Origin of the sequence: Pseudomonas sp. AG1028 (assembly GCF_007993955.1) — a bacterium.
GTDB classification, from domain to species: domain Bacteria; phylum Pseudomonadota; class Gammaproteobacteria; order Pseudomonadales; family Pseudomonadaceae; genus Aquipseudomonas; species Aquipseudomonas straminea.
Map to the genome: position 1 here is coordinate 194,419 of NZ_VIVP01000001.1, position 26,797 is coordinate 221,215.

At 62.2% G+C, this 26,797-nt stretch carries 31 protein-coding genes; 18 read left to right on the top strand and 13 right to left on the bottom strand.

Going from position 1 to position 26,797, the window contains the following annotated elements:
• Positions 1-29: 29 nt before the first annotated feature.
• Entirely contained in the window at positions 30-548 is a 519-nt protein-coding gene (gene yjgA / locus FB481_RS00810) for a ribosome biogenesis factor YjgA (protein WP_093504218.1), read from the bottom strand.
• Positions 549-650: 102 nt separating this feature from the next.
• Here yjgA and pmbA point away from each other — a divergent pair, with 102 nt between their 5' ends.
• From pmbA to FB481_RS23285, 6 genes are all read left to right on the top strand, one after another.
• A complete protein-coding gene (gene pmbA / locus FB481_RS00815) occupies positions 651-1,997 on the top strand; it encodes a metalloprotease PmbA (RefSeq protein ID WP_147174805.1) in 1,347 nt (448 codons plus the stop codon).
• 215 nt (positions 1,998-2,212) lie between these two features.
• Positions 2,213-2,608 carry a FagA protein gene (locus FB481_RS23280; protein ID WP_244154158.1) on the top strand — a complete coding sequence of 132 codons (396 nt, stop codon included), beginning with the start codon at positions 2,213-2,215 and terminating at the stop codon, positions 2,606-2,608.
• Positions 2,601-3,989: a class II fumarate hydratase FumC gene (gene fumC, locus FB481_RS00825; protein WP_147174806.1), complete on the top strand. Its 1,389-nt coding sequence runs from the start codon at positions 2,601-2,603 to the stop codon at positions 3,987-3,989. Before FB481_RS23280 ends, fumC begins: the two co-directional genes overlap by 8 nt.
• A gap of 33 nt (positions 3,990-4,022) precedes the next feature.
• Positions 4,023-4,472, top strand: coding sequence for a hypothetical protein (locus FB481_RS00830; RefSeq protein ID WP_147174807.1), 450 nt, complete (start codon positions 4,023-4,025; stop codon positions 4,470-4,472).
• Between the two features lie 12 nt (positions 4,473-4,484).
• On the top strand, positions 4,485-5,096 hold the full coding sequence (locus tag FB481_RS00835) for a superoxide dismutase (protein ID WP_147174808.1): 612 nt from the start codon (positions 4,485-4,487) through the stop codon (positions 5,094-5,096).
• A gap of 22 nt (positions 5,097-5,118) precedes the next feature.
• Positions 5,119-5,253, top strand: a complete 135-nt coding sequence (locus FB481_RS23285; protein ID WP_013792764.1) for a hypothetical protein — start codon at positions 5,119-5,121, stop codon at positions 5,251-5,253.
• A gap of 25 nt (positions 5,254-5,278) precedes the next feature.
• On the opposite strand, the gene FB481_RS00840 is transcribed toward FB481_RS23285, so the two are convergent.
• The 10 genes from FB481_RS00840 to FB481_RS00885 all read right to left on the bottom strand — a co-directional run bounded on the left by FB481_RS00840 (position 5,279) and on the right by FB481_RS00885 (position 12,323).
• Positions 5,279-5,551, bottom strand: coding sequence for an HPr family phosphocarrier protein (locus tag FB481_RS00840; RefSeq protein WP_093504213.1), 273 nt, complete (start codon positions 5,549-5,551; stop codon positions 5,279-5,281).
• A gap of 12 nt (positions 5,552-5,563) precedes the next feature.
• Positions 5,564-6,421, bottom strand: coding sequence for an RNase adapter RapZ (gene rapZ / locus FB481_RS00845; protein ID WP_093504212.1), 858 nt, complete (start codon positions 6,419-6,421; stop codon positions 5,564-5,566).
• A gap of 16 nt (positions 6,422-6,437) precedes the next feature.
• Positions 6,438-6,902, bottom strand: coding sequence for a PTS IIA-like nitrogen regulatory protein PtsN (gene ptsN, locus FB481_RS00850; protein ID WP_093504211.1), 465 nt, complete (start codon positions 6,900-6,902; stop codon positions 6,438-6,440).
• Between the two features lie 15 nt (positions 6,903-6,917).
• The gene (gene hpf, locus FB481_RS00855; protein ID WP_013792760.1) at positions 6,918-7,226 is read right to left on the bottom strand and encodes a ribosome hibernation-promoting factor, HPF/YfiA family; all 309 of its coding nucleotides are present in this window, start codon (positions 7,224-7,226) and stop codon (positions 6,918-6,920) included.
• Between the two features lie 88 nt (positions 7,227-7,314).
• Positions 7,315-8,823 (bottom strand): RNA polymerase factor sigma-54, encoded by a 1,509-nt coding sequence (locus FB481_RS00860; RefSeq protein WP_147174809.1) that lies wholly within the window; start codon positions 8,821-8,823, stop codon positions 7,315-7,317.
• Between the two features lie 162 nt (positions 8,824-8,985).
• A complete protein-coding gene (gene lptB, locus FB481_RS00865; protein WP_093504209.1) occupies positions 8,986-9,711 on the bottom strand; it encodes an LPS export ABC transporter ATP-binding protein in 726 nt (241 codons plus the stop codon).
• Positions 9,712-9,713: 2 nt separating this feature from the next.
• Entirely contained in the window at positions 9,714-10,262 is a 549-nt protein-coding gene (lptA, locus tag FB481_RS00870; protein WP_093504208.1) for a lipopolysaccharide transport periplasmic protein LptA, read from the bottom strand.
• Positions 10,249-10,818, bottom strand: coding sequence for an LPS export ABC transporter periplasmic protein LptC (gene lptC / locus FB481_RS00875; protein WP_147174810.1), 570 nt, complete (start codon positions 10,816-10,818; stop codon positions 10,249-10,251). The genes lptA and lptC overlap by 14 nt, the downstream gene beginning before the upstream one ends.
• 9 nt (positions 10,819-10,827) lie before the next feature.
• The gene (locus FB481_RS00880) at positions 10,828-11,349 is read right to left on the bottom strand and encodes an HAD family hydrolase (protein WP_093504206.1); all 522 of its coding nucleotides are present in this window, start codon (positions 11,347-11,349) and stop codon (positions 10,828-10,830) included.
• Positions 11,349-12,323 (bottom strand): KpsF/GutQ family sugar-phosphate isomerase, encoded by a 975-nt coding sequence (locus FB481_RS00885; protein ID WP_147175032.1) that lies wholly within the window; start codon positions 12,321-12,323, stop codon positions 11,349-11,351. Before FB481_RS00885 ends, FB481_RS00880 begins: the two co-directional genes overlap by 1 nt.
• Positions 12,324-12,565: 242 nt before the next feature.
• Between FB481_RS00885 and FB481_RS00890 the strand changes: the two genes are divergently transcribed.
• From FB481_RS00890 to hisC, 10 genes are all read left to right on the top strand, one after another.
• Positions 12,566-13,375, top strand: coding sequence for an ABC transporter ATP-binding protein (locus FB481_RS00890; protein WP_093504204.1), 810 nt, complete (start codon positions 12,566-12,568; stop codon positions 13,373-13,375).
• Positions 13,375-14,172 (top strand): lipid asymmetry maintenance ABC transporter permease subunit MlaE, encoded by a 798-nt coding sequence (mlaE, locus tag FB481_RS00895; RefSeq protein WP_013792752.1) that lies wholly within the window; start codon positions 13,375-13,377, stop codon positions 14,170-14,172. Before FB481_RS00890 ends, mlaE begins: the two co-directional genes overlap by 1 nt.
• Positions 14,172-14,645, top strand: a complete 474-nt coding sequence (mlaD, locus tag FB481_RS00900; protein ID WP_093504203.1) for an outer membrane lipid asymmetry maintenance protein MlaD — start codon at positions 14,172-14,174, stop codon at positions 14,643-14,645. The genes mlaE and mlaD overlap by 1 nt, the downstream gene beginning before the upstream one ends.
• An 11-nt stretch (positions 14,646-14,656) precedes the next feature.
• Positions 14,657-15,289 (top strand): phospholipid-binding protein MlaC, encoded by a 633-nt coding sequence (locus tag FB481_RS00905; RefSeq protein WP_147175033.1) that lies wholly within the window; start codon positions 14,657-14,659, stop codon positions 15,287-15,289.
• Positions 15,286-15,594: a lipid asymmetry maintenance protein MlaB gene (locus tag FB481_RS00910; protein ID WP_147174811.1), complete on the top strand. Its 309-nt coding sequence runs from the start codon at positions 15,286-15,288 to the stop codon at positions 15,592-15,594. The genes FB481_RS00905 and FB481_RS00910 overlap by 4 nt, the downstream gene beginning before the upstream one ends.
• Positions 15,595-15,788: 194 nt before the next feature.
• Positions 15,789-16,028 (top strand): BolA family protein, encoded by a 240-nt coding sequence (locus tag FB481_RS00915; protein ID WP_013792748.1) that lies wholly within the window; start codon positions 15,789-15,791, stop codon positions 16,026-16,028.
• A 15-nt stretch (positions 16,029-16,043) separates the two neighbouring features.
• Positions 16,044-17,309 (top strand): UDP-N-acetylglucosamine 1-carboxyvinyltransferase, encoded by a 1,266-nt coding sequence (gene murA / locus FB481_RS00920; protein WP_027903674.1) that lies wholly within the window; start codon positions 16,044-16,046, stop codon positions 17,307-17,309.
• Positions 17,310-17,313: 4 nt separating this feature from the next.
• Positions 17,314-17,949 (top strand): ATP phosphoribosyltransferase, encoded by a 636-nt coding sequence (hisG, locus tag FB481_RS00925; RefSeq protein ID WP_093504200.1) that lies wholly within the window; start codon positions 17,314-17,316, stop codon positions 17,947-17,949.
• A 130-nt stretch (positions 17,950-18,079) separates the two neighbouring features.
• Positions 18,080-19,390 (top strand): histidinol dehydrogenase, encoded by a 1,311-nt coding sequence (gene hisD / locus FB481_RS00930; RefSeq protein WP_147174812.1) that lies wholly within the window; start codon positions 18,080-18,082, stop codon positions 19,388-19,390.
• 57 nt (positions 19,391-19,447) lie between these two features.
• Positions 19,448-20,500 (top strand): histidinol-phosphate transaminase, encoded by a 1,053-nt coding sequence (hisC, locus tag FB481_RS00935; RefSeq protein ID WP_093504198.1) that lies wholly within the window; start codon positions 19,448-19,450, stop codon positions 20,498-20,500.
• Between the two features lie 62 nt (positions 20,501-20,562).
• Here the strand turns inward: hisC and algW are convergent, their stop codons facing one another.
• The gene (algW, locus tag FB481_RS00940; protein ID WP_093504197.1) at positions 20,563-21,708 is read right to left on the bottom strand and encodes a Do family serine endopeptidase AlgW; all 1,146 of its coding nucleotides are present in this window, start codon (positions 21,706-21,708) and stop codon (positions 20,563-20,565) included.
• 109 nt (positions 21,709-21,817) lie between these two features.
• On the opposite strand from algW, the gene FB481_RS00945 reads away from it, so the two are divergent.
• Positions 21,818-22,576: a Nif3-like dinuclear metal center hexameric protein gene (locus tag FB481_RS00945; RefSeq protein ID WP_147174813.1), complete on the top strand. Its 759-nt coding sequence runs from the start codon at positions 21,818-21,820 to the stop codon at positions 22,574-22,576.
• A 57-nt stretch (positions 22,577-22,633) separates the two neighbouring features.
• Here the strand turns inward: FB481_RS00945 and FB481_RS00950 are convergent, their stop codons facing one another.
• Positions 22,634-25,504 (bottom strand): autotransporter outer membrane beta-barrel domain-containing protein, encoded by a 2,871-nt coding sequence (locus FB481_RS00950; RefSeq protein WP_147174814.1) that lies wholly within the window; start codon positions 25,502-25,504, stop codon positions 22,634-22,636.
• Positions 25,505-25,876: 372 nt separating this feature from the next.
• Here FB481_RS00950 and cysD point away from each other — a divergent pair, with 372 nt between their 5' ends.
• Positions 25,877-26,794: a sulfate adenylyltransferase subunit CysD gene (gene cysD, locus FB481_RS00955; protein WP_147174815.1), complete on the top strand. Its 918-nt coding sequence runs from the start codon at positions 25,877-25,879 to the stop codon at positions 26,792-26,794.
• Positions 26,795-26,797 lie beyond the last annotated feature (3 nt).

Below are 26,797 nucleotides of genomic sequence, written 5' to 3' on the forward strand. Positions count from 1 at the left end.
CGGGCGACGGCGTCATCCGCGCGGGGCGCTCAGCGCAAGCCGCGCTGGGTGTCGTCGAGCTCGCGTATGTACTTGAAGATCTTGCGTGAGGCGGCCGGTGCCTTGTTCTGCGCCGCTTCGTGCTGGGCATGGCGAATCAGGCCGCGCAGGTGCTGGCGGTCGGCGTCGGGGTACTCGCTGATGAATTTTTCCAGTAGCTCGTCGTTGCCCTCGATCAGCCGGTCACGCCAGCGCTCGAGATTGTGGAAGCGTTCGTTGTACTGGCGCGTGGAGGCATCGACCTGGTCGAGCAGCGCGACGATGGCGTCGATGTCCTGTTCGCGCATCAGCTTGCCGATGAACTGGACATGGCGCTTCTTGGCCGAATTGGCGGTGTGCTTCGGTGCTTCTTCCAGGGCGCGGCGCAGGGCGTCGGTCAGCGGTAGCTTGCGCTGCAGGTCGGGCTTGAGGCCGGCCAGGCGCTGGCCTAGTTCCTGGAGCGCATGCAGCTCGCGCTTGACCTGGGATTTGCTCTTCTCGCCGGAGAAGTCATCGGAGTAATCAGACATGGGGCGGTGATCCAATGGGAAACGCCGCCATGATAGCAGCAAGTTTCTTGCCGCATGCGCGACCCGCGTCGTTGCCGCTGTGGCTATCGTTCAGGAGTCGTTATGAGTGAAGTGGAAGTAGTCGGACCTGCCGCGTTGCCTGGTTTGCAGGCGCAGGTCGAACAGATCATCGCCGAGGCCAAGAAGCAGGGCGCCACCGCCTGCGAGGTCGCCGTATCGGTAGAGCAGGGGCTGTCCACCACAGTGCGGCAGCGCGAGGTGGAAACCGTCGAGTTCAATCGCGACCAGGGTTTCGGTATCACCCTGTACGTGGGCCAGCGCAAGGGCTCGGCCAGTACGTCGGCCACCGGCGAAGCGGCCATTCGCGAAACCGTGGCGGCTGCTCTGGCGATTGCCAAGCACGCCTCCGAAGATGAGAGTGCCGGCCTCGCCGACGCGGCGCTGATGGCTCGCGATCTGCCGGATCTGGACCTCTATCACGCCTGGGAGATCACCCCCGAGCAGGCCGTCGAGCGTGCGCTGACCTGTGAAGCGGCGGCCTTCGATACCGATGCGCGCATTCGTAATGCCGATGGCACCAGCCTGGGCACTCACCAGGGCTGCCGCGTGTATGGCAACAGCCACGGTTTCATCGGCGGTTACGCCAGCACCCGCCACAGCCTGAGTTGCGTGATGATCGCCGAGAGCGAAGGGCAGATGCAGCGCGACTACTGGTATGACGTGAACCGCCAGGGCAACCTGCTCGCCGACGCCGCCAGCATCGGCCGGCGTGCCGCCCAGCGTGCGGTCAGCCGCCTGGGCGCGCGCCCGGTGCCGACCTGCGAGGTGCCGGTGCTGTTCTCGGCAGAGCTGGCCACCGGCCTTTTCGGCAGCTTTCTGGGCGCCATTTCAGGCGGCGCCCTGTACCGCAAATCGTCGTTCCTGGAAGGCACCCTGGGCGAGCAACTGTTCCCGTCCTGGCTGAGCCTCGATGAGCGCCCGCACATTCCGCGCGCCATGGGCAGCGCCTCTTTCGATGGCGACGGCCTGGCTACCTACGCCAAGCCGTTCGTCGAGGGCGGCCGGTTGGTGTCCTACATCCTGAGCACCTATTCCGGGCGCAAGCTGGGCATGCCGAGTACCGCCAACGCCGGTGGTGTGCACAACCTGTTCGTCAGCCATGGCGAGGAAGATCAGCAGGCGCTGATCAAGCGCATGGGCCGCGGCCTGCTGGTTACTGAGCTGATGGGCCATGGCCTGAACATGGTGACCGGTGACTATTCCCGCGGCGCAGGCGGTTACTGGGTCGAGAATGGCGAGATCCAGTTCGCCGTGCAGGAGGTGACCATCGCCGGCAACATGCGCGACATGTTCCGGCAGATCGTCGCCGTGGGCAGCGACCTAGAACTGCGCAGCAATATCCGCACGGGCTCGGTGCTGATCGAGAAGATGACCGTCGCCGGCAGCTGAACCAGAAGGGCGATCTCGGCGCCCTTCCTTATTGCAAGCCGTCGTGCAAGGCGACGGCTTTCCTTCCTACCGTTTCTTTCTCTGTGCTTTTTACCGGGCAAGTCCGCTTACGACATCCCACCTCTGCGAATCGGCACCTGCGTTTGCATTTGCCATAAAGGATTGATTATTTTTCCTATATAGGAATTAATATCATTATCTTTTGAGGGTTCGCCATGAGATTTCGTTCGAGCACTACGCCTTGTCTGGATTGCTGGCACTGGCTGGGATTCAGGATCCGCTGCGCGCTGCTGCCAGACGAGCCGCGACTGCTGGAACTGCACTGGGCGCAGGGCCGCCAGCTGGTCGAACACGGGCGTCTGTGCCCCTGGCGGATGTCGCTGACCACTCTGACCTTGCTCATGGACACCGCCTGCGACACGGCACTGCCCTGGCACTGGCGCAGTGTCTGTCTGGATCACGCCTATCGCTCGCTCTACGCCCTGCAGCATCTGGCGGTCGACCGCGAGCAGCAGCGCAGCCTGATTAGCGCGCGCAATCGCCTGTCCACCTTGCGCATGCAGCCCTCGCTTTCGATCTCCGAACTGGCAGAAGGAAACCCCTATGAATAATTTCCACAGCGACACCCGTATCGAGCGCGACAGCATGGGTGAGCTGGCTGTGCCCGCCGCAGCGCTGTATGGCGCCCAGACCCAGCGTGCGGTCAATAACTTCCCCGTTTCGGGGCAGGCCATGCCCGAGGCGTTCATCCGTGCCCTGGTGCTGGCCAAAGCGGCCACCGCTCGCGCCAACGTCGACCTGGAGCAGATCCTGCCGGCTCAGGGCGATGCCATCGTCGCCGCCTGCCAGCAATTACTGGCTGAAGACTTCATGCAGCATTTCCCGGTGGATGTGTTTCAGACCGGTTCCGGCACCAGTTCCAACATGAACGCCAACGAGGTGATCGCCACCCTGGCCACGCGCATTCTGGGCGAGCCGATTAACCCCAACGATCACGTCAACTGCGGCCAGAGCAGCAACGACATCATTCCCACCACCATCCATGTCAGTGCCGCCATCGAGGTCAGCGAGAAGCTGCTGCCCGCGCTAGGGCATCTGCTCGAAGTGCTGTGCAACAAGTCCTTGGCAGTGCAGCCCTACGTGAAGACCGGCCGTACTCACCTGATGGATGCCATGCCCGTGCGCATGAGCCAGGTGCTCGATGGCTGGGCCCAGCAGATTCAGGCCAACATCCAGTTGCTCACTGGGTTGCTGCCGGCGCTGCAAGCGTTGGCCCAGGGCGGCACCGCCGTGGGCACCGGCATCAACGCCCATCCCCGTTTCGCCGAGCTGTTCTGTCAGGAGCTCAATGCCCTGACTGGCCGGCAGTTCACGCCGGGCACCAATTTCTTTGCCCTGATCGGCTCCCAGGACACCGCGGTCGCGCTCTCTGGTCAGCTGAAGACCACTGCCGTTTCGCTGATGAAGATCGCCAACGACCTGCGCTGGATGAACTCGGGGCCCCTGGCCGGCCTCAGCGAGATCGAGCTGGAAGCCCTGCAGCCCGGCTCGTCGATCATGCCCGGCAAGGTCAATCCGGTGATCCCCGAAGCCACCGCCATGGTCGCCGCGCAGGTAATCGGCAACGACGCTGCCATCGCCGTGGCCGGGCAGTCCGGCAACTTCGAGTTGAACGTCATGCTGCCGGTCATCGCCCATAACCTGCTCGGCAGCATCGAGCTGCTGGCCAATGTCAGCCGTCTGCTGGCCGATCGCGCCATCGCCAGCTTCAAGGTCAACGAACCCAAGCTCAAGGAAGCGCTAGGGCGCAATCCGATTCTGGTCACCGCGCTCAATCCGTTGATCGGTTACCAGAAAGCCGCAGAAATCGCCAAGAAGGCCTACCGCGAAGGTCGGCCGATCATCGACGTGGCCGAAGAAATGACCGAACTCGGTCGCGCCGAGCTGGAGCAGTTGCTCAACCCCGAGCGGCTCACCCAGGGCGGTCTTTAAACGCTGCGCTTGTCAGCCGGGGGAGAGCAGATCATGGAGCAGTGGAAACGACTCATCGAGACCGGTAACCGCTACTTCGCCGAAGGCTCCTGGGTCGAGGCGCGCGAGCAGTACCTGCAGGCGCTCGCCCTCGCTCAGGTGCTGCTCGAACGCTGGCGTGATGCCGATGCGGCGGTGGCGGCGTTCGTCGTCTCGCAGCACAACCTGGCCGACCTGCAATTGACCATCGGCCATCCTGAGGGCGCGGCCGAGCATCTATGTGCCTGCCACGAGCACCTGCTGCACTGCATGGCGAGCGAACAGCTTTCGCCTGCGCTGCGTCAGGCGGCCCTGCATCACAGTCGGCGCAGCTACTCGGGAGTGTTGAACTTTGTCGCCGAGCACGGAGCCTACCCCCGTACGGAGCGATTGCTGGGTGCTCAGGCATCCAGCGATGTGCCAATGGCAGTGCGCTCGGCGCCTGTCAGTCGTCAGTACCATTAGAGGAGTGAAATCATGCCGTACAGCCTGCCTGCTTTGTCCTATGCCTACGACGCTCTGGAGCCGCATATCGATGCACAAACCATGGAAATCCACCACAGCAAGCACCACCAGACTTACGTCAACAACCTCAATGCCGCGCTGGAAGGCAACCCGCTCGGCGAGCTGCCTGTCGAAGAGCTGCTGACCCGCCTCAAGGAAGTGCCGGAAGACAAGCGTGGTGCCGTGATCAACAACGGTGGCGGGCACGCCAACCATTCGCTGTTCTGGACTGTGATGAGCACCAGCGGCGGCGGCGAGCCCCAAGGCGATCTGAAAGCCGCCATCGACAGCCAGTTGGGCGGCTTCGAGGCCTTCAAGGAAGCCTTCACCAAGGCGGCACTAACCCGCTTCGGCAGCGGCTGGGCGTGGCTCAGCGTAACGCCAGAGAAGAAGCTGGTGGTCGAGAGCACCGGCAACCAGGACAGCCCGCTGATGAACGGTAATACGCCGATCCTAGGTCTGGATGTGTGGGAGCACGCCTATTACTTGCGTTACCAGAACCGTCGCCCGGAATACATCGGCGCGTTCTATAACGTGGTGAACTGGGCGGAGGTCGCCCGTCGCTATCAGGCCGCACTGGCTTGATCCAGCGCTTGGAGAGTATTCCATGAGCCCATTGCATGAGCTGATCGTGGCCAACCGCCGCTCGCTGCGTTATGCGCTGGGCTTCATGCTGGTGTTTGCGGGCGGGCTGATCATCGCCGTCAAGATCCTCGACGGCGCCACGGCCTGGTTCTTCTGAGCGCCCACGTCGAGGGGCGTGGTGGTTACTCGCCTTCGTCGAAGTAATTGTTGATCAGATCGACCAGCGCCTGCATCGCTTCGTCTTCCCGTTCACCGTCGGTCAGCAGGTGCACATTGGTGCCCTTGCCAGCGGCCAGCATCATCACTGCCATGATGCTTTTGCCGTCGACCATCGATTCGGCGCTACGACCAATCTTGATCTGGCACGGAAAGCGCCCCGCGACGCCGACGAACTTGGCAGCTGCCCGGGCGTGCAGGCCGAGCTTGTTGATGATGGTGATTTCACGGGCGGGCATCGCGGCAATTCCTTAACTGAGGTCGCGGTGGCGAATCTGAACGTTCTTCAGCAGCGGCTTGAGGGCCTGGCCCAGGCGATTGGCCAGATAGACGGAGCGGTGATGGCCACCCGTGCAGCCGATACCTACCGTCACGTAGGAGCGATTGCTGGCGGCGAAGCGCGGTAGCCATTTGTGCAGGTAGGTGTAGATGTCCTGGTACATCTCCTCGACGTCCGCCTGGGCCGACAAGTATTCCTCCACGGGCTGCTCCAGGCCGGTGAAGTCACGCAGCTCGGGTTTCCAGTAGGGGTTTGGCAGGCAGCGCACGTCGAACACCAGATCGGCATCCACCGGCATACCGCGCTTGAAGCCGAACGACTCGATCAGATACGCGGTGCCAGGCTCCGACTGGTTGAGCAGGCGCAGCTTGAGCGTATCGCGGAGCTGGTAGAGATTCAGGTGCGTGGTGTCGATCTTCAGGTCGGCCCGGTCGATGATCGGGCTGAGCAGCTTGACCTCGGCCACCATGGCCTCGGCCAGCGAGCGCTGGTCATTGGTCAGCGGGTGCCGGCGACGCGTCTCTGAGAAACGCTTGAGCAGGGTTTCTTCGCTGGCGTCGAGGTACAGCACGTCGCACTGGATATTGCGTGAGCGGACCTCGTCTAGCAGTTCGGAGAAGCGCCTGAGCTGGCTGGGCAGGTTGCGCGCATCGATGGACACGGCCACTTGCGGATGCAGAAGTTCGGAATGGGGCAGTGCGCGTTCTGCCAGCTCGGGTAGCAGGCCGGCCGGCAGGTTGTCGATGCAATAGAAACCGTTGTCTTCGAGCACGTCGAGCGCCGTGCTCTTGCCCGAACCGGAGCGACCACTGACGATGATCAGGCGCATGGCTCACCCTCGCAGGCTATTGGCCGTTCTGGACGTCGACGACGGTCTGGTATAGGGATTCGCTGTCTTGAGCCTGGCGAAGCCGTTCGCGGACATCCTCGCGGTCGAACATGCTGGCGATCTGGCGCAGCAGCTCGAGGTGCTCGTCGGTGGCCGCTTCGGGTACCAGCAGCACGAAGAGCAGGTCGACAGGGGCGCCGTCGATGGCATCGAAGTCGACGGCAGTGCTCAGCTTGAGCAGCGCGCTAATCGGCGTACTGCAACCGGGCAGGCGGCAGTGGGGAATGGCGATGCCATTGCCGAAGCCGGTGGAGCCAAGCTTCTCGCGGGCAATCAGGCTTTCATAGATGATCTGGCCGTCGAGATCGGGCAGGTCACGCGCGATTACGCTGGCTATCTGTTCGAGGACACGCTTCTTGCTGCCGCCCGGCACGTTCACCAGGGAACGGCCGGGGGTCAGGATGGTTTCAAGTCGGATCATAGGAGAAGGACGAACTCAGCGGGCCATTGCGCCCTGCTGGCGATCGAGCTGTTTTTCCTTGTGCTTGATAAGTTGGCGATCGAGTTTGTCGGTGAGTAGATCGATGGCTGCGTACATGTCGTCGTGCTCGGCATTGGCCACCACTTCGCCTCCTGCGATGTGCAAGGTGGCTTCGACTTTCTGCTTGAGTTTCTCGACCTCCAGGATGACCTGCACATTGGTGATCTTGTCGAAGTGCCGCTCGAGGCGCTCGAGCTTCTCTTCGATGTAGCTGCGTAGTGCGTCTGTCACATCCAGCTGGTGTCCACTGATGTTGACTTGCATACCGCTTCTCCTTGTTGCCGTGTGTGAGTGGCGGGTATCGAACCCACCGCAGGAACACTGGGGCGTCGCTTTCGCTACAAGGGCTCCCTTACATCAGTCGCTTGCGTTCGCTCGAAGGCGCTATACCGAGCGATTCACGGTACTTGGCGACTGTGCGGCGCGCCACTTGAATGCCCTGTGCTTCCAGTAAACCAGCGATCTTGCTGTCGCTCAATGGCTTTTTCGCATTTTCCGCTGCGACCAGTTTTTTGATGATCGCGCGGATCGCGGTCGACGAACATTCGCCGCCTTCGGAGGTGCTGACGTGGCTGGAGAAGAAGTATTTCAGCTCGTAAATGCCACGCGGGGTATGCATGTATTTCTGGGTGGTGACGCGGGAGATGGTCGACTCGTGCATGCCCACCGCCTCGGCGATGTCGTGCAGCACGAGAGGCTTCATTGCTTCGTCGCCGTAGTCGAGGAAACCGCGCTGGTGTTCGACGATCTGCGTGGCGACCTTCATTAGGGTTTCGTTGCGGCTCTGCAGACTCTTGATGAACCAACGTGCTTCCTGCAACTGATTGCGCATGAAGGTGTTGTCGGCACTGGAGTCGGCGCGCTTCACGAAGCCGGCGTACTGGGCGTTGACGCGCAGGCGTGGCATGGCTTCCTGATTGAGCTCGACCAGCCAGCGGTCGTTGTGCTTGCGCACGATCACGTCCGGCACCACGTATTCCGGCTCGCTGGATTCGATCTGCGAGCCTGGGCGGGGGTTGAGGCTTTGGATCAGCTCAATGACCGGGCGCAGCTCATCTTCCTTGAGCTTCATGCGGCGCATCAGCTGGCTGTAGTCACGGTTGCCGAGCAGATCCAGGTAATCACTGGTCAGGCGCTGTGCTTCCTTGAGCCAGGGCGTGGAGGCAGGCAGCTGGCGCAGTTGCAGGAGCAGGCATTCGCGCAGATCCCGCGCACCGATTCCCGAGGGCTCGAACTGCTGGATGCGGCGCAGCACGGCTTCGACTTCATCCAGCTCGACGTCCAGCTCCGGATCGAAGGAGTCGACGATTTCCTCGAGAGTTTCTTCCAGGTAGCCTTGGTCGTTGATGCAGTCGATGATCGTGACGGCGATCAGGCGGTCCTTGTCGGACATGGGCGCGAGGTTGAGTTGCCAGAGCATGTGGCTCTGCAGGCTCTCACCTGAGGACGTACGGGTAGTGAAGTCCCATTCATCATCGTCGTTGCTGGGCAGACTGCTGGCGCTGGTCTGATAGATGTCTTCCCACGCCGTGTCGACCGGCAGCTCGTTGGGAATGCGCTCGCCCCATTCGCCGTCTTCCAGGTTGTCGACGGTTTGTGGGGCTTCCTGGAAGCTCGGCTCCTGAAAGGTTTCTTCCTGAGCAGCAGTCGCGGTGGCGCTTTCGGCGCCATCGGCCATCGGGTCGGAATTGTCGAAGTCTTCGCCTTCTTCCTGACGCTCCAGCATCGGGTTGGATTCCAGCGCCTCCTGGATTTCCTGTTGCAGGTCCAGGGTCGACAGTTGGAGCAGGCGAATGGCTTGTTGCAGCTGCGGTGTCATCGTCAGCTGCTGGCCCATTTTCAGGACTAGCGATGGTTTCATTGCAGACCTTATCCGGCGTCTGTACGTAATCCACGACAGGGCGACGAAGCGCCACTAGGAAGCAAATTATATGCCTGAGTCCGAGCGCTTTGCCTAGCCCTGTTACCATTTCGTTGCCGCCAGGGTAACGGGCCTTTGCAAAGGATCATGAGGAGCTGTCCGCTAGAGGCGGAATTCGTGGCCCAGATAGACTTCCTTGACTACCTGGTTGGCGAGAATCGCCTCTGAATCGCCTTCGGCGATCAGTTGACCATCATTGACGATGTAGGCGGTTTCGCAAATGTCCAGGGTTTCGCGCACGTTGTGATCGGTGATCAGCACGCCAATGCCTTTGGCCTTGAGGTGGTGAATGATCTGCTTGATGTCACCGACGGAAATCGGATCTACGCCAGCGAAGGGTTCGTCCAGCAGGATGAATTTTGGCGAGGTGGCCAGGGCGCGAGCGATTTCCACCCGGCGACGTTCACCGCCGGAGAGGCTCATGCCCAGGTTGTCGCGAATGTGGGTGATGTGGAATTCCTGCAGCAGGCCTTCGAGCTCCTGCAACCGCTGCTCGCGGTTCAGGTCCTTGCGGGTTTCCAGGATCGCCATGATGTTGTCGGCGACGCTGAGTTTGCGAAAGATCGAGGCTTCCTGGGGCAGGTAGCCGATCCCTGCGCGCGCGCGGCCGTGCATCGGCTGATGGCTGACGTCCAGATCGTCGATCAGTACGCGGCCCTGATCTGCCTGAACCAGGCCGACGATCATGTAGAAGCAGGTGGTCTTGCCGGCGCCGTTAGGACCGAGCAGACCGACGATCTGGCCGCTGTCGATGCTCAGACTGACGTCGCGCACAACCTGGCGACCCTTGTAGCTCTTGGCCAGGTGCTGGGCTTTCAAAGTTGCCATGGTTATTGGCCCTGCTCGGCAGCCGGGGCTGCCTTTTTCTGCGGCTGAATCACCATGTCGATGCGTGGGCGCGGGCTCGACACGTTGGTGCCGGTGGCGCGACCAGCGTTGACGATCTGACGGCGCGTGTCATAGACGATCTTCTCGCCTTCAAAGGTGTTGCCTTCCTGTACGACCTTGGCCTGGTCGATCAGCACGATGCGCTCATTGGCCGCGAAGTACTGGATGGTCAGGCCGTATGCCTTAACGATCTGCTTGTCGACCGCCGGCTTCTGCTCGTAATAGGCCGGTTTGCCCACCGAGGTGAACACGTCGACATCGCCCTGGGCATTCTGGGTGATGGTCACCGTATCGCCGGTGATCTTCATGGTGCCCTGGGTGATGACCACGTCGCCGCGGTACACCGCGACGCCTTGTTTGTCGTCCAGTTCAGCGCTGTCGGCCTGCACGCGGATCGGCTGATCGCGGTCACTCGGCAGAGCCCAGGCGCTTACGCTTCCAAGCGTGGCGCCGAGGCTGAGAAGTAGGGGGAGGGTTTTAACGAACCTCATGCTGGCCTCTTACGTTGGACTGCAGGATCATCCTGCCGTCATTCAAGTACGCTTTCATTCCTTGTGCCGTGGTCACCCCATTGGCCGCGTCGATTCTAACGGCTTGCTGGGTCTGCGCATATTCCTTCTGTGGGAATACGGTCAGGCGGCTGGTGGTGAGTATAGTGGGGCGGCCCTTTTCGTCCGTGCGCTCGACGCGTACCTGATCGATCAGCTCGACTTCGTTGCCGTCAGGGCCGACTTCGCCACGGGCGCTGCGCACCTTCCACGGCAGGTCGGTGCCGCGAAACAGGTTCATGCGCGGCTCGGTCAGCAGGGTGGTGTCGGTGCTCTGCACGTGCTCGAGCTTTTCGCTGGTCATGTCGTTCTGCACCCGACCGTCAGGCAGGTACTGAATGCTGCGCGCATTGAGCGCATAAAAGTCGATCGGGTTTTCTGGCCCGGTGTGTTGCGGTGTACCGGAAAAGCTGTCCGGGTTGATGTTCCAATAGCCGGCCGCGACCACCAGCAGGGCGCCGAAGGTCAGCAGAACGGGAGTGAGGAGTTTGCGCAGCATTGTCAGGCCCTAGAGGTAGGCAGACTGGGCGGCGTCGAGCGTGCCCTGTCCGCGCATGATCAGTTCACAGAATTCACGGGCAGCGCCTTCACCGCCTCGTGCGCTTGTTACGCCGTGGGCATGCTCACGAACGAATTCGTTGGCGTTGGCCACAGCCATACCCAGGCCGACGCGGCGAATCACTGGCAGGTCCGGCAGATCATCGCCCAAGTAGGCGACCTGCTCGTAGCTCAGGCCCAGTTCGGCGAGCAGCTCGTCGAGCACGTCGAGCTTGTCCTCGCGACCCTGATACAGGTGCTGGATGCCGAGGTTCTGGGCGCGGCGTTCCACTACCGGGGTCTTGCGGCCGGTGATGATGGCGGTGCGCACGCCGGAGTTGATGAGCATCTTGATGCCCTGGCCATCGAGCGTATTGAATGTCTTGAATTCGCTGCCATCGACGAGAAAGTACAGTTTGCCGTCGGTCAGCACACCGTCGACATCGAAGACCGCAAGTTTGATCGCCTGAGTGCGTTTCAGTAGATCGCTCATCACATGACCCCCGCGCGCAGCAGGTCGCCCAGGTTGAAGGCGCCGATCGGAAAGCCCTTGGCGTCGATCACCACCAGCGCGCTGATCTTGTTGTCTTCCATGATCTTCAGGGCCTCGGCGGCAAGCATGTCGGCGCGGGCGGTCTTGCCGTGGGGGGTCATGACGTCGTCGATGCGCGCATCGCGTACGTCGATACCTTTATCCAGCGCGCGACGCAGATCGCCGTCGGTGAAGATGCCGGCCAGGCGGCCATCGCCTTCCAGTACGGCGGTCATGCCCAGGCCCTTCTGGGTCATTTCCAGCAGTGCATCGCGCAGGCTGGTGCCGCGCTTGACCTGAGGCAGGCTGTCGCCGGCATGCATGACGTTCTCGACCTTGAGCAACAGGCGGCGGCCCAGGGCACCACCCGGGTGCGAGAAGGCGAAGTCTTCGGCGGTGAAACCGCGGGCTTCGAGTAGGGCGATGGCCAGGGCGTCGCCCAGTACCAAGGCGGCAGTGGTCGAGGAAGTTGGCGCCAGGTTAAGCGGGCAGGCTTCCTTGGCGACGCGGGTATCGAGGTTGACTTCGGCGGCCTTGGACAGCGGCGACTCGGGGTTGCCAGTCATGCTGATCAGGGTGATGCCTAGGCGCTTGATCAGCGGCAGCAGGGTGACGATTTCTGCGGTGGAGCCCGAATTGGAGAGCGCCAGCACCACGTCGTCACGGGTGATCATGCCCATGTCGCCGTGGCTGGCCTCGGCCGGATGCACGAAAAAGGCGGTGGTGCCTGTGCTCGCCAGGGTTGCAGCGATCTTGTTGCCGATATGTCCGGACTTGCCCATACCCACTACGACCACGCGCCCCTTGCTGGCCAGAATCAGCTCGCAGGCCTGGACGAAATTGGCGTCGATACGAGGCAGCAGCTCCTTAACCGCCTCGATCTCGAGACGAATGGTGCGCTGTGCGGAATCAATCAGGTCGCGGGTCTGGTTCATGCTCGGCTTGGACTGCTCGACGAAAAAGACGGGGATTATAGCGGGAAAGCCCTGGCGACTCATCATTCATGCGCCAACCTATAAATGGCAAAGCTGTCACAACCCTGAACACCGGCACTGCCCGGCTTTGGCGGCCAAATGGGCAAGTGCTATAGTCCGCAGCCGTTTTGAGAGGGCGAACGGAGTGCCCTTGTCCCGATCCCGGGCGTCTGATTAGGAAGGCAGTACGCAATGGAGTTCCGATGAGCGCGGAAAATCAGTACGCGGTCGAGCTTAAGAACGTAAGTTTTCAGCGCGGCGAGCGACACATCTTCAAGAACGTCGATATCTGTATCCCGCGGGGTAAGGTCACCGGGATCATGGGGCCGTCCGGCTGTGGCAAGACCACGCTGCTGCGCCTCATCGCCGCTGAGCTGCGTCCCAGCGCCGGCGAGATTCGGGTCAATGGCCTGAACCTGCCCGACCTGTCGCGCAGCGAGCTGTTCGACATGCGCAAGCAGATGGGCGTGCTGTTCCAGAGCGGCGCGCTGTTCACAGACCTCGACGTATTCGAGAACGTGGCGTTTCCGCTGCGTGTGCACACCCAGCTGCCTGAAGAAATGATTCGTGACATTGTTCTGATGAAGCTGCAGGCCGTTGGCTTGCGTGGCGCCATCGAGCTGATGCCTGATGAACTCTCCGGTGGCATGAAGCGTCGCGTGGCGCTGGCGCGGGCAATCGCCCTGGATCCGCAGATTCTCATGTATGACGAGCCGTTCGTCGGTCAGGACCCGATCGCTATGGGCGTTTTGGTGCGCTTGATCCGCCTGCTCAACGATGCGCTGGGCATCACCAGCATCGTGGTTTCACATGACTTGGCCGAGACGGCCAGCATCGCCGACTACATCTACGTGGTAGGCGACAGCCAGGTGCTGGGCCAGGGGACGCCGGCCGAGCTGCGTGACTCGGATAATCCGCGAGTGCGTCAATTCATGCAGGGAACGCCGGATGGCCCGGTTCCCTTCCATTTCCAAGCGCCGAATTACCACGACGATCTACTGGGAGGGCGCTGATGCGCAGGACATCTTCACTCGAACGCGTGCGCCTGTTCGGGCGGGCGGGTATCGATGTGGTCGCCGCGCTGGGGCGTTCGACGATCTTTCTGCTGCGCGCGCTGTTTGGCCGGGGTACCTCGGGCAACGGCCTGCAGCTGTTGATCAAGCAGCTTTATTCGGTGGGCGTGCTGTCGCTGGCGATCATCATCGTCTCGGGTGTGTTCATCGGCATGGTGCTGTCGCTGCAGGGCTTCAGCATTTTGGCCAAGTACGGCTCCGAACAGGCGGTGGGACAGATGGTCGCCCTGACTCTGTTGCGTGAGCTGGGGCCGGTGGTGACCGCGCTGCTGTTCGCCGGGCGTGCCGGTTCGGCGCTTACTGCCGAGATCGGCAACATGAAGTCCACCGAGCAGTTGTCCAGTCTGGCGATGATCGGTGTCGACCCGCTCAAGCACATCGTCGCGCCACGCTTGTGGGCCGGCTTCATTTCCATGCCGCTGCTGGCGATGATTTTCAGCGTGGTCGGCATCTGGGGCGGCGCGATGGTCGCCGTGGACTGGCTGGGCGTTTACGAAGGCTCGTTCTGGGCCAACATGCAAAACAGTGTTTCTTTCCGCGAAGACGTGCTCAACGGTGTGATCAAGAGCATCGTCTTCGCCTTCGTGGTGACCTGGATCGCCGTGTTCCAGGGTTACGACTGCGAAGCCACTTCCGAAGGCATCAGCCGTGCGACCACTCGCACCGTGGTGTATGCCTCGCTGGCCGTACTGGGCCTGGACTTCATTCTGACCGCTTTGATGTTTGGAGATTTCTGATGCAAAACCGCACGATGGAAATCGGTGTCGGCATGTTCCTGCTCGCCGGCTTGCTGGCCCTGTTGCTGCTGGCTCTGCGCGTTAGTGGCCTCGCGCCGGGTAGCAGCGTCGATACCTACAAGGTGTACGCTTATTTCGACAACATTGCCGGCCTGACCGTGCGCGCCAAGGTGACCATGGCGGGCGTCAATATCGGTCGCGTCACGGCCATCGACCTGGATCGCGACAGCTACACCGGACGCGTAACGATGGAACTCGACCACGCTGTAGACAATCTTCCGGTGGACTCCACCGCGTCGATCCTGACCGCTGGTCTGCTTGGCGAGAAGTATGTGGGGATCAGCGTCGGTGGCGATGAACAGTTGCTGGCCGATGGCGGAACCATCCACGACACCCAGTCTTCCCTGGTGCTTGAAGACCTGATTGGCAAGTTCCTGCTCAATTCGGTCAACAAGGATCAGCAAAGCCAATGAGGTACCCGATGATGATCAAGACCCTGCGCAACAGCCTCGTCGCAATGCTGGCTGCTCTGCCTTTGCTGGCCATGGCCGCGCCTGCCGCCCACGAAGTGGTACAGAAAACCACTGACACCCTGCTGGCAGATCTGAAAGCCAACAAGGACGAATACCGCAAGAACCCGGACGCTTTCTACAAGTCGCTCAACGAGATTCTCGGCCCTGTGGTGGATGTCGACGGTGTTGCGCGCAGTGTGATGACCGTGCGTTATTCCCGTGAAGCCACGCCCGAGCAGATGACCCGTTTCCAGGAAAACTTCAAGCGCAGCCTGATGCAGTTCTATGGCAACGCGCTGCTGGAATATAACAATCAGGACATTCGCGTGATTCCCGCTTCCGGCAAGCAGGACCCGCAACGCACCTCGGTGAACATGGAAATCCGTGACGGCAAGGGCACCGTATACCCGCTGTCGTACACCATGGTCGCGGTGGACGGCACCTGGAAGCTGCGTAATGTGGTGATCAACGGCATCAACGTCGGCAAGCTGTTCCGCGACCAGTTCGCCCAGTCGATGCAGAACAACCGCAATGACCTCGACAAGGTCATCGACAGCTGGGCCGACACCGTTGCCAAGGCCCGCCAGGCTCGGGGTACGCAGTGAGTTCGGCAGCCATCATCGAGCAGGCGCCGGGCGTGCTCGCCCTCAGTGGCGTACTCGATTATCAGAGCGGCCCGGCCTTGCGCGAGCAGGGCGGGCGGCTGATTCGCAACCTGCAGGGCCCCGAGTGCGTGATCGATTGCTCGGCGGTGGAGAAATCCAGTAGCGTCGGCCTTTCACTGCTGCTCTGCTACATGCGTGATGCGCGCGCGGCCGGCAAGCAGCTGAGCGTACGCGAGCTGCCTCAGGACATGAGTGGCATCGCCAAGGTCTGCGAGTTGCAGCACGTACTGCCGGTTCCCGCCTGAGCAGCCATCGGGCACTTGTCTTAGCCTGTGAAGTCGAACTGCAGCGGTAAATCGCCGCTGGCAATTTTTTGGTATGATGCCGGCCCCATGCCTCCAGGCCAATGATCACCGGCTGCCTGGGTACCGGCTCACGCTTTACACAGATGTCGCCTGGCGACGTCCATGCCTATTGAACACGTTGATCGAGGTTGAGCATGCAGGCCCTTGAGGTAAAAAGTTTCTTGGAGACCAAACTGCCGGATGTCCAGGTAGAGGTCGAGGGCGAAGGCTGCAATTTCCAGCTCAACCTGATCAGCGACGAGTTGGCCGGCCTCAGCCCGGTCAAGCGTCAGCAACAGATCTACGCTCACCTCAACCCGTGGATCGCCGATGGCAGCATCCACGCCGTGAGCATGAAATTCTTCAGCCGTGCCGACTGGGCCGCGCGTTCCTGAGACGACGAATTAGCTATGGATAAATTGAGCATTACCGGCGGCGTCCGTCTCGACGGCGAAATCCGCATTTCCGGTGCGAAGAACTCCGCACTGCCGATCCTCGCTGCCACCCTGCTGGGTGACGCGCCGGTGACCATCTGCAACCTGCCGCACCTGCACGACATCACCACGATGATCGAGCTGTTCGGCCGCATGGGCATCGAGCCGATCATCGATGAGAAACTCAGCGTCGAAGTCGACGCGCGCACCATGAAGACCCTGGTCGCGCCTTACGAGCTGGTGAAAACCATGCGCGCCTCGATCCTGGTGCTCGGCCCCATGGTCGCGCGTTTCGGTGAGGCCGAGGTGGCGCTGCCGGGTGGTTGCGCCATTGGTTCGCGTCCGGTCGACCTGCACATCCGTGGCCTCGAAGCCATGGGCGCGATCATCGACGTCGAAGGCGGCTATATCAAGGCCAAGGCGCCCGAAGGCGGCCTGCGCGGTGCGCACTTCTTCTTCGACATGGTCAGCGTGACCGGCACCGAGAACATCCTGATGGCCGCCACCCTGGCCAAGGGCCGCACCGTTCTGGAAAACGCCGCGCGTGAACCGGAAGTGGTGGATCTGGCCAACTGCCTGATCGCCATGGGCGCCAAGATTCAGGGCGCCGGTACCGACACCATCACCATCGATGGTGTCGAGCGCCTGCATGGCGCACGTTTCAACGTGATGCCCGACCGTATCGAAACCGGCACCTACCTGGTTGCCGCTGCCGCCACCGGTGGCCGCGTCAAGGTCAAGGACGCCGATCCGAGCACGCTGGAAGCCGTCTTGGCCAAGCTGCAGGAAGCAGGTGCCGAGATCACTACCGGCGCCGACTGGATCGAGCTGGACATGAAGGGCAAGCGTCCGAAGGCCGTGAGCCTGCGTACCGCACCGTACCCGGCTTTCCCGACCGACATGCAGGCGCAGTTCATCGCCCTCAACGCCATTGCCGAAGGTACTGGCACGGTCATCGAAACCATCTTCGAAAACCGCTTCATGCATGTATACGAAATGAGCCGCATGGGCGCGCATATCCAGGTCGAGGGCAACACGGCCATCGTCACCGGCGCGCCGCAGCTCAAGGGTGCTCCGGTGATGGCCACCGACCTGCGTGCTTCGGCAAGCCTGGTCATCGCCGCGCTGGTCGCCCAGGGCGACACCGTAATCGATCGCATCTACCACATCGACCGTGGTTACGAATGCATCGAGGAAAAACTGCAATTGCTGGGGGCGAAGATTCGCCGCGTGCCGGGCTGACCACATGCTGACCATTGCCCTGTCCAAAGGCCGTATTCTCGATGACACCCTGCCGCTGCTCGCGGCTGCAGGCATCGTGCCGACCGAGAATCCGGACAAGAGCCGCAAGCTGATCATCTCCACCACCCAGGACGATGTGCGCCTGCTGATCGTGCGTGCCACCGATGTGCCGACCTACGTCGAGCACGGCGCCGCCGACCTCGGCGTGGCCGGCAAGGACGTGCTGCTCGAGTACGGCGGCCAGGGGCTCTACGAGCCGCTGGACCTGCGTATCGCCCGCTGCAAGCTGATGACCGCCGGTGCCGTAGGCGCGCCCGAGCCAAAGGGCCGCCTGCGTGTGGCCACCAAGTTCGTCAACGTCGCCAAGCGCTACTATGCCGAGCAGGGCCGTCAGGTCGACATCATCAAGCTGTACGGCTCCATGGAGCTGGCGCCGCTGGTAGGCCTGGCCGACAAGATCATCGACGTGGTCGACACCGGCAACACCCTCAAGGCCAACGGCCTGGAAGCCCAGGAGCTGATCGCTCACATCAGCTCGCGACTGATCGTCAACAAGGCCTCCATGAAAATGCAGCACGGCCGCCTGCAGGCCCTTATCGACACGCTGCGTGAAGCGGTCGAGAGCCATCATCCGCATTGACCTTCTCTCGCGTGGCCTAGCCGCCACGCACTGCCTATCCGTGTCATAGCCAAATTCTCAGGTGCCCGCACGGTGGGCTTGCTACTCTAGCGGCGCCTGAGAATACCGCCATCCAGATGAGGCTTCAGCTATGACCGCTCCAGTTGCCATTCGCCGACTCAACGCTGCCGACGCGGATTTCGCCCAGCATCTGGATCATCTGCTGAGCTGGGAAAGCGTCTCCGACGACGGCGTCAATGGGCGCGTGCTGGATATCATCAAGGCCGTGCGCGAGCGCGGTGACGCCGCCGTGGTCGAGTTCACTCAGCGTTTCGATGCGCTCGACGTGGCCTCGATGGCCGACCTGATCCTGCCGCGCGAGCGTCTGGAACTGGCGCTCACCCGCATCACCGCCGAGCAGCGCCAGGCGCTGGAAACTGCCGCCGCCCGGGTGCGCAGCTACCACGAAAAGCAGAAGCAGGATTCCTGGGCCTACACCGAGGCCGATGGCACGGTGCTGGGGCAGAAGGTCACGCCGCTCGATCGTGCCGGCCTGTACGTGCCTGGCGGCAAGGCTTCGTACCCATCCTCGGTATTGATGAACGCCATTCCCGCCAAGGTCGCCGGCGTGCCTGAGGTGGTCATGGTGGTTCCGACGCCGCGTGGCGAGATCAACGAGATCGTATTGGCCGCCGCCGCCATTGCCGGCGTCGACCGGGTGTTCACCATCGGTGGTGCCCAGGCTGTCGCCGCGCTGGCCTACGGAACCGAGAGCGTGCCGCCGGTGGACAAGATCGTCGGGCCGGGAAATATCTACGTGGCCACCGCCAAGCGCCATGTGTTTGGCAAGGTCGGTATCGACATGATCGCCGGGCCGTCGGAGATCCTCGTGGTGTGTGACGGCCAGACCGACCCGGACTGGATCGCCATGGATCTGTTCTCCCAGGCCGAGCACGACGAGGATGCCCAGGCGATTCTGGTCAGCCCGGACGCCGCCTTCCTCGACAAGGTCGCCGCAAGCATCGCCAAGCTGCTGCCGAGCCTGGAGCGCGAGACCATTGCCCGCACCTCCATCGAAGGTCGCGGTGCGCTGATTCTGGTCGAGGACATGACCCAGGCCATCGAAGTGGCCAACCGCATCGCCCCCGAGCACCTGGAGCTGTCGGTGGAGAACCCGGAGCAGTACCTGCCGCAGATTCGCCATGCCGGCGCGATCTTCATGGGCCGCTACACCGCCGAGGCGCTGGGCGATTACTGCGCTGGCCCCAACCACGTATTGCCGACCTCGGGCACCGCGCGCTTCTCCTCTCCACTGGGCGTATACGACTTCCAAAAGCGCTCGTCGATCATCCATTGCTCGGCCGCCGGTGCCTCCGAGCTTGGCAAGATCGCCTCGGTGCTGGCCCGCGGCGAGTCGCTGACCGCCCACGCGCGCAGCGCCGAATATCGCATCAAGAATTGACAGCCGGCGCGGGTATCCGCGCCACGATCACCATCGAATTCGAGGAGAGAAGGGCAGATGAGCAAATTCTGGAGCCCCTTCGTCAAGAGCCTGGTGCCCTATGTGCCAGGTGAACAGCCGAAGCTGACCAAGCTGGTCAAGCTCAACACCAACGAGAACCCTTACGGCCCGTCGCCAAAGGCCATCGCCGCCATGCAGGCGGAGCTCAACGACGACCTGCGCCTGTATCCCGACCCCAATGGCGATCGCCTCAAGCAGGCGGTCGCTACTTATTACGGTGTGCCGACCAGCCAGGTATTCGTCGGTAACGGGTCGGACGAAGTCCTGGCCCATGCCTTCCACGGCCTGTTCCAGCACGGCAAGCCGCTGCTGTTCCCGGATATCAGCTACAGCTTTTATCCGGTCTATTGCGGGCTGTACGGCATCCAGGCCGAGCCGATCGCTCTGGACGAGCAATTCCAGATTCGCGTCGAGGACTATGCGCGGCCCAACGGCGGCATCATTTTCCCCAATCCCAATGCGCCGACCGGTTGCCTGCTGGCGCTTGAGGCGGTGGAGCGTCTGCTGCAAGCCAACCCTGACAGCGTGGTGCTGGTGGACGAGGCCTATATCGACTTCGGCGGTGAGTCGGCAATCAGCCTGGTGAGCAAGTACCCCAACCTGCTGGTCACCCAGACATTGTCCAAGTCGCGCTCGCTGGCCGGTCTGCGTGTCGGCCTAGCGGTGGGTCAAGAGGATTTGATCGAGGCCTTGGAGCGGATCAAGAACAGCTTCAACTCCTACCCACTGGATCGCATCGCCATTGCTGGCGCCGCGGCCGCGTTCGAGGATCGTGCCTATTTCGAGCAGACCTGCGCTGCGGTGATCGAAAGTCGCGAGCAGGTCGTTGCCGGTTTGCAGGCTCTGGGCTTCGAGGTGCTGCCTTCGGCTGCCAACTTCATCTTCGCCCGCCATCCACAGCGTGACGCGGCCGGTATCGCCGCCTCGCTGCGTGAACAGGGCGTGATCGTGCGCCACTTCAAGCAGGAGCGAATCGCCCAGTTCCTGCGCATTAGCATCGGCTCGCCGGAGCAGAACCAGGCGCTGTTGGACGCACTCGCGGCGCTCTGAGCGATAGCTGCAATGAAAAAGCCAGGGCCTGAGCCCTGGCTTTTTTATATCGGCGGCAGTTGTTAGTTGCTGGTGGCCACCGGTGGGCGGATGCCGACCTCGGCCTTTAGCTCCAGCGGTTTGCCGTTGCGCATCACTTCGATGCGGATGGTCTCGCCGGGCTTGGCGCGTGCCACCTGGTTCATCGAACGGCGGGCGTCGCCGGCTGGTTCGCCGTCAATCTTGAGGATCAGGTCGTTTGGCTGCAGGCCAGCCTTCTGCGCCGGGCCGTTGCGGTAGATGCCGGCAACGATGATGCCCTTGCGGCCTTCAAGCCCGAAAGACTCGGCCAGTTCCGGGGTCAGCGGCTGCACTTCCAGGCCCAGCCAGCCGCGAATCACCTTGCCGTGCTCGATGATTGCCTGCATGACATCCATCGCCAACTTGACCGGGATGGCGAAGCCGATGCCCTGAGAACCGCCGGACTTGGAGAAGATCGCCGTGTTGATGCCCACCAAGTTGCCGTAGGCGTCGACCAGGGCGCCGCCGGAGTTGCCCGGGTTGATCGCCGCGTCGGTCTGGATGAAGTCTTCGTAGGTGTTGAGGCCCAGCTGGTTGCGGCCGGTGGCGCTGATGATGCCCATGGTCACGGTCTGGCCGACGCCGAAGGGGTTGCCGATGGCCAGGGTGACGTCGCCGATGCGGATGTTGTCGGAGCGGCCGAGGGTGATGGCCGGTAGATCCTTGAGATCGATCTTCAGTACCGCCAGATCGGTCTCCGGGTCACTGCCGATCACCCGAGCCAGAGTCTCGCGGCCATCCTTGAGGGCCACCACGATCTGGTCGGCGTTGGCGGTCACGTGGTTATTGGTCAGCAGGTAGCCTTCCGGGCTCATGATCACCGCCGAGCCGAGGCTGGATTCCATGCGGCGCTGGCCGGGCAGATTCTCGCCATAGAACTTGCGGAACTGCGGGTCATCGAGCAGCGGGTGGTTGGATTTGCCCACGTACTTGGTGGTGTACAGGTTGGCCACCGCGGGCGAGGCGACACTGACGGCGGTGGCGTAGGAGGCAGGGCCCTCCTCGAAGCGCGTGTAGATCGGCGCCTGACGCAGCTGCACGTCATGCATGGGCAAACCGACCAGCTGCGGGTACTGCTGCATGATCAGCAGCGACACCAGAACGCCAACCAGTAGTGGCCAGCCGAAGAAACGCAGGGCCTTGAGCATCGATCCAGTCCTGAGGGTTGCGAGGCCCCTAGCGGGCCCTTAAGGTGCGCCATTATAGAGAACCGTGCCAAGAAAGCAGCGGTTCACAACCGTTCGTGAGGAATTCTGTATGGCCATTGCCCTGACCACTCTGGTAGAGGAAGCCGAACGCTGCCTTGGCGCCTCGCGCATCAGCGATTATTGCCCCAATGGCCTGCAGGTCGAGGGGCGGCCGCAGGTGCAGCGCATCGTCAGCGGCGTGACCGCCAGCCTGGCGATGATCGAGGCCGCCGTCGAAGCGCGCGCCGATGTGCTGCTGGTGCACCACGGGTACTTCTGGAAGGGTGAGAATCCCTGCCTCACCGGCATGAAGCAACGCCGTCTGAAAACCCTGCTGGCCAACGACATCAGCCTGCTGGCTTATCACCTGCCGCTGGACGTGCACCCGGACGTCGGTAACAACGTGCAGCTGGCGCGGCAGCTCGATATCACCGTAGAGGGGCCGCTGGAGCCCGACAATCCTCGCACCGTTGGCCTGGTCGGCTCGCTGACGCAGCCAATGAGCGCCCGCGACTTCGCTCGCCGTGTGCACGAAGTGCTGGGCCGCGAACCACTGCTGGTAGAGGAAGACCGAATGGTCAGCCGTATCGGCTGGTGTACCGGCGGCGGCCAGGGCTATATCGACCAGGCCATCGCCGCCGGCGTCGACCTGTACCTGACGGGGGAGGCCTCTGAGCAGACCTACCACAGCGCCCGCGAAAACGGCGTCAGCTTCATCGCCGCCGGCCACCATGCCACCGAGCGTTATGGTGTGCAGGCGCTGGGTGAATACCTGAGCCGACGCTTCGCCATCGAGCACCTGTTCATCGATTGCCCGAATCCGATTTGAGAAGGGAGTGGGGGAGAGGTGGCGCCCAGGTTTGTCCTGAGCGCCACATGGTCACGATCAGAAGTCGTAACGCACCTTGGCACGCAGGGTGTCGGCATCGAAGCCCGAGCGGCCCACATGCTCGTAGCCCGCGCCGAGGCTCAGGGCGCCCAGGCGGTAGTTGACGCCGAGGCTCGCCTCGTAGCTATCGCGCGCCGGCTTGGCACCATGAGTCACGAACGAGGAGCCACCCAGCACGAAGCTCGATGTGCTGCTGGCTTGATCGGCTGCGAAGTCGTGGTAGGCCATCAGCTTCAGTTCCGGTTCCAGCGTACCCTGACCCAGCGCGATGGCACTGGCCAGGCGTGCACCAGCACCGAGTTCGATTGCCTCATAACGTTGGCTGCTCACTGCCAGTGCTGCCGAAGAGCCCTTCTCACGGTAGCTGTCGATGTCCAGACGGCTGTAGCGCGTGGCCACACGGGGCTCGAGAGTAACGCCGCCGGCATGCAGGCCGTAGCCCGCCTCCAGATTCAGCGCCAGGGAGCGGCTGTCGAACTCGCCCTTGGCACGTGTGCCGGCGATGTCGCGCTTGCTGGTGTTGTCGTTGAAGCCGTAGCTCAGGCTGCTATCGACGAAGATCGGCCCTTGCTCGAAGCCCGAGTACAGGGTCAGTACCTGGCTGTCGATCTCGCTCTTGTTGCCGGTGCGACCGCTGACGTTGGTATCTAGGTTGCTGTAAGCCACACCTAGCGTCCACTGCTCGTCGAGCTTGCCGTCGAGGCCGAGGCTCAGGCCGCGGCTGTCGGCGTCGTAACCGGCGATGCCGCTACGACGGCCCTGGCGCAGGTCGCTGTCGTGGCCCTGAACCCAGAAGCCGGTCTCGCTGAATGCCGAACCGGACGAGGCACCACGCAGCGACGAAGTACGCGAGCTCACAGCCCCGCTGACCAGATTCTGCACGGCATTGGCGGCGGCCTGCATGGCGCCGTCGACAGGCGGCACCAGTTGTTCGCCGAGGGCTGCGAGCTGTGCCTGATCGGCATTGGCGAACGCCTGGAACACCGCATCGTCGTTGTCCAGCTGGCCCATGACACTTGCGTAGAATGGCTGGAACGCTCGGCGGGCATTGGCGCTGGCGCCTGCCGCCTCGATCAGCGTGCCTGCCTGTTCGTCGGACTTGGTGCTGACGGTCGCGCGCACTTGGGTGTCACTGATCGCCACCGAATCGATATTCAGCAAGGCCGAGCTGCTGACCACCAACTGATCGGTGCCCTCGTACTCGACGACGCCCGCCTCGATCACCTTGTATTCCCGGCCCGTGGCGCGGAAGTCTTCGGATGTCGGGCGCAGGGCGATGCTGCTACCTGGCGCAAAATAGGCATCGCTACGCACTTTCACGATGGCCGTCTGGGGATCCGTGGCCTGGCTCAGGTTGAGTTGCAGCACGGTGCCACGGTTCATTTCCAGGTGGCCATCGATGGTCACGTGGGGCTGTACCAGCGTCAGGCTCGCCGCGCGGCCCAGTGGGCTGTCGTCGGCATTGAACAGGTCGATGCCACCTGCGTCGGAGCCGCCGTAGCCGAAGCCGCTGATGCGCGTGCCATCGAACACCACATCACCAATCACGTCGATATAGGTGCTGCCGTGAATATTGCCCTTCACGGTGCCACCGGCCCATATCAGGCGTGCTTCGGTGCTTGCAGGGTCGGCGTACAGGGCATACTCGCCACCTTCGAGCGTCCCGGCATTCTGATGAATCAGGGTGTAAGGGGCGTGAGCCGGAAGATTCTCGCCAGGCTGCAGGTTCCTGAGGTAAATACCGTAACGGCCGCCCTGTATCGTTCCACTGTTGAAGATATCCCCAGCAATATGTCCGCCATCGACATGGATCGCTGCCGAGTCAGTGCCGCGCGCGATGATCGTGCCGCTGTTGTTCAGTGCTCCGCCGACGGTCGCATTGGCAATCTTGATAGCACGGGCGGTGGCTCCAGGCTCGGCCGCGGCGCTCACATCAATGCTGCCGCTGTTGACAAGATCCCCATTGATACGCGCCTCATCGCCGTTACTACCATAGGCGATAAACGCAATACCGGTGGCTTCGTAGCCGCTGACTGTGATGCTGCCACTGTTGAGCAGGCGACCGCGAACGATGCTGTCGCCGACCGTGATGCCGTTGGCTTCACTCAGGTTACGAGAGTCACCACGCGACTTGATTCCCGTGGCACGCACTGTTCCTGCATTGATCAGTTCAGCCAGATCACTTTTGAAGTTGACGGCGATCGCATGCACTTCATCGCCGGTCACTTCGACGCTGCCGCTGCGGGTGTTTTCGAGAGCGCCGGCCAATGGGGTGCGTATCAGCTCGATACCTCTGCCGATATCCGCACCGATAACCTCGATGCGGCCACTGTTGCTCAAGCTACCCAGGCGGGTTTCGCTCAGGCTTATGCCGGCAGGCATCGCGTCGCCCAACAGGTGGTTCTGGGCGTCCAGTACGTAGGTGTCACGGACACTGACCAGGCCAGTGTTGCTGAGCGTGCCATCAATGGAGAGATTACGCCCCTGAATACCGACGGCGCTGATACCGTTGGCGATCAAATTACCGTTATTGATGAGGCCGCCATCAATGCGCACTGCATCGGAGAAGGCGCTCAGTCCTTCCCCCAGCGTCAACGGACGACCGTAACGATCCTGTGAGCTTTCGGATCCAGTGGTATTGATCGTGGCATCGATGATCAGGTCACCCTGCACATGGGTTCCCGGCTTCAGGATCAGCGCGTTGGCTGGCGTGGTCAGCTCGCCGCCGATGCTCAGGCCATCCGCGATGATGACGTTCTCCCAGGTCTTGGGGCCGTTTTCGATCTGGTAGGTTTCTGCCCGGGCCGAGAGGCTGGCGGCTGCGATGGCGAGGGTAAGAAGGGAAAGGGACAGGGGGCTGTGTTGCATGGGGCTCTCCTTGAGCGCAGTAGCGGGTTCCGATGCGCCGCGAGCTGGGCGCGTGTCGCCGCAGGCAGGCAGGCGGGCGACGCGGCGCAAGGGTGCTCAGTGGAGGCGCCCGAGTCAAGGCTTAGCCGGTGAAGCTGCCGCGCGTTTCACAAAGTCGCGGCGCTGCCGTGCTTTGGCAAGGCTCGGTCAGCGTTCTGGCGTGCAGCCTTGAGGGGCCTATCCCTGGGCGCCGATGTCTGCTTGTTTCGCTGGAATAAAGCTAGAGCGTTTCGATCTAAGCCCCTCCCTGATTAGAAGTAGGCGCTGTGCTAGAGTGCGCGCTCGTCCAAGGCCCGTCTGGCCTGAATAAATACCGTGACCTCGTGAGTAGCCATGCTCGACAAACTGACGCACTTGAAACAGCTCGAGGCGGAAAGTATCCACATCATTCGTGAAGTGGCCGCCGAATTCGATAACCCGGTGATGCTCTATTCCATCGGCAAGGATTCCGCCGTGATGCTGCATCTGGCGCGTAAGGCGTTCTTTCCCGGCAAACTGCCGTTTCCGGTGATGCACGTCGATACGCGCTGGAAATTCCAGGAAATGTATAGCTTCCGCGACAAGATGGTCAGCGAGATGGGTCTGGACCTGATCACCCACATCAATCCCGACGGTGTGGCGCAGGACATGAACCCCTTCACCTACGGCAGTGCCAAGCACACCGATGTGATGAAGACCGAGGGCCTCAAGCAGGCGCTGGACAAGTACGGCTTCGACGCCGCCTTCGGTGGGGCACGCCGCGACGAAGAGAAGTCCCGTGCCAAGGAGCGTGTCTACTCGTTCCGCGACAGCAAGCACCGCTGGGACCCGAAGAACCAGCGCCCCGAGCTGTGGAACGTGTACAACGGCAACGTCAAGAAGGGCGAGTCGATCCGCGTGTTCCCGCTCTCCAACTGGACCGAGCTGGATATCTGGCAGTACATCTATCTGGAACAGATCCCGATCGTGCCGCTGTACTTCGCCGCCGAGCGTGAAGTGATCGAGAAGAACGGCACGCTGATCATGATCGATGACGAGCGTATCCTCGAGCACCTGAGCGACGAGGAGAAGGCACGCATCCAGAAGAAGAAGGTGCGTTTCCGCACCCTGGGCTGCTACCCGCTGACCGGCGCGGTGGAGTCCGAGGCCGAAAGCCTGACCGACATCATCCAGGAAATGCTCCTGACCCGGACTTCCGAGCGCCAGGGCCGCGTGATCGATCACGACGCCGCCGGCTCGATGGAAGAAAAGAAACGTCAGGGCTATTTCTGAGGA

Coding starts and splice junctions, on each gene's coding strand:
- FB481_RS23285 (WP_013792764.1), top strand. CDS start 5,119: ATGAGCCCATTGCATGAGCTGATCGTGGCCAACCGCCGCTCGCTGCGT.
- FB481_RS00945 (WP_147174813.1), top strand. CDS start 21,818: ATGGCCATTGCCCTGACCACTCTGGTAGAGGAAGCCGAACGCTGCCTT.
- cysD (WP_147174815.1), top strand. CDS start 25,877: ATGCTCGACAAACTGACGCACTTGAAACAGCTCGAGGCGGAAAGTATC.
- rapZ (WP_093504212.1), bottom strand. CDS start 6,421: ATGCGCCTGATCATCGTCAGTGGTCGCTCCGGTTCGGGCAAGAGCACG.
- FB481_RS00880 (WP_093504206.1), bottom strand. CDS start 11,349: ATGAGCGATCTACTGAAACGCACTCAGGCGATCAAACTTGCGGTCTTC.
- FB481_RS23280 (WP_244154158.1), top strand. CDS start 2,213: ATGAGATTTCGTTCGAGCACTACGCCTTGTCTGGATTGCTGGCACTGG.
- FB481_RS00885 (WP_147175032.1), bottom strand. CDS start 12,323: ATGAACCAGACCCGCGACCTGATTGATTCCGCACAGCGCACCATTCGT.
- FB481_RS00905 (WP_147175033.1), top strand. CDS start 14,657: ATGATCAAGACCCTGCGCAACAGCCTCGTCGCAATGCTGGCTGCTCTG.
- fumC (WP_147174806.1), top strand. CDS start 2,601: ATGAATAATTTCCACAGCGACACCCGTATCGAGCGCGACAGCATGGGT.
- pmbA (WP_147174805.1), top strand. CDS start 651: ATGAGTGAAGTGGAAGTAGTCGGACCTGCCGCGTTGCCTGGTTTGCAG.
- ptsN (WP_093504211.1), bottom strand. CDS start 6,902: ATGATCCGACTTGAAACCATCCTGACCCCCGGCCGTTCCCTGGTGAAC.
- hisD (WP_147174812.1), top strand. CDS start 18,080: ATGACCGCTCCAGTTGCCATTCGCCGACTCAACGCTGCCGACGCGGAT.
- FB481_RS00830 (WP_147174807.1), top strand. CDS start 4,023: ATGGAGCAGTGGAAACGACTCATCGAGACCGGTAACCGCTACTTCGCC.
- FB481_RS00860 (WP_147174809.1), bottom strand. CDS start 8,823: ATGAAACCATCGCTAGTCCTGAAAATGGGCCAGCAGCTGACGATGACA.
- yjgA (WP_093504218.1), bottom strand. CDS start 548: ATGTCTGATTACTCCGATGACTTCTCCGGCGAGAAGAGCAAATCCCAG.
- FB481_RS00890 (WP_093504204.1), top strand. CDS start 12,566: ATGAGCGCGGAAAATCAGTACGCGGTCGAGCTTAAGAACGTAAGTTTT.
- FB481_RS00915 (WP_013792748.1), top strand. CDS start 15,789: ATGCAGGCCCTTGAGGTAAAAAGTTTCTTGGAGACCAAACTGCCGGAT.
- algW (WP_093504197.1), bottom strand. CDS start 21,708: ATGCTCAAGGCCCTGCGTTTCTTCGGCTGGCCACTACTGGTTGGCGTT.
- lptC (WP_147174810.1), bottom strand. CDS start 10,818: ATGCTGCGCAAACTCCTCACTCCCGTTCTGCTGACCTTCGGCGCCCTG.
- FB481_RS00835 (WP_147174808.1), top strand. CDS start 4,485: ATGCCGTACAGCCTGCCTGCTTTGTCCTATGCCTACGACGCTCTGGAG.
- murA (WP_027903674.1), top strand. CDS start 16,044: ATGGATAAATTGAGCATTACCGGCGGCGTCCGTCTCGACGGCGAAATC.
- mlaD (WP_093504203.1), top strand. CDS start 14,172: ATGCAAAACCGCACGATGGAAATCGGTGTCGGCATGTTCCTGCTCGCC.
- hisG (WP_093504200.1), top strand. CDS start 17,314: ATGCTGACCATTGCCCTGTCCAAAGGCCGTATTCTCGATGACACCCTG.
- FB481_RS00950 (WP_147174814.1), bottom strand. CDS start 25,504: ATGCAACACAGCCCCCTGTCCCTTTCCCTTCTTACCCTCGCCATCGCA.
- hpf (WP_013792760.1), bottom strand. CDS start 7,226: ATGCAAGTCAACATCAGTGGACACCAGCTGGATGTGACAGACGCACTA.
- FB481_RS00840 (WP_093504213.1), bottom strand. CDS start 5,551: ATGCCCGCCCGTGAAATCACCATCATCAACAAGCTCGGCCTGCACGCC.
- lptA (WP_093504208.1), bottom strand. CDS start 10,262: ATGAGGTTCGTTAAAACCCTCCCCCTACTTCTCAGCCTCGGCGCCACG.
- hisC (WP_093504198.1), top strand. CDS start 19,448: ATGAGCAAATTCTGGAGCCCCTTCGTCAAGAGCCTGGTGCCCTATGTG.
- mlaE (WP_013792752.1), top strand. CDS start 13,375: ATGCGCAGGACATCTTCACTCGAACGCGTGCGCCTGTTCGGGCGGGCG.
- lptB (WP_093504209.1), bottom strand. CDS start 9,711: ATGGCAACTTTGAAAGCCCAGCACCTGGCCAAGAGCTACAAGGGTCGC.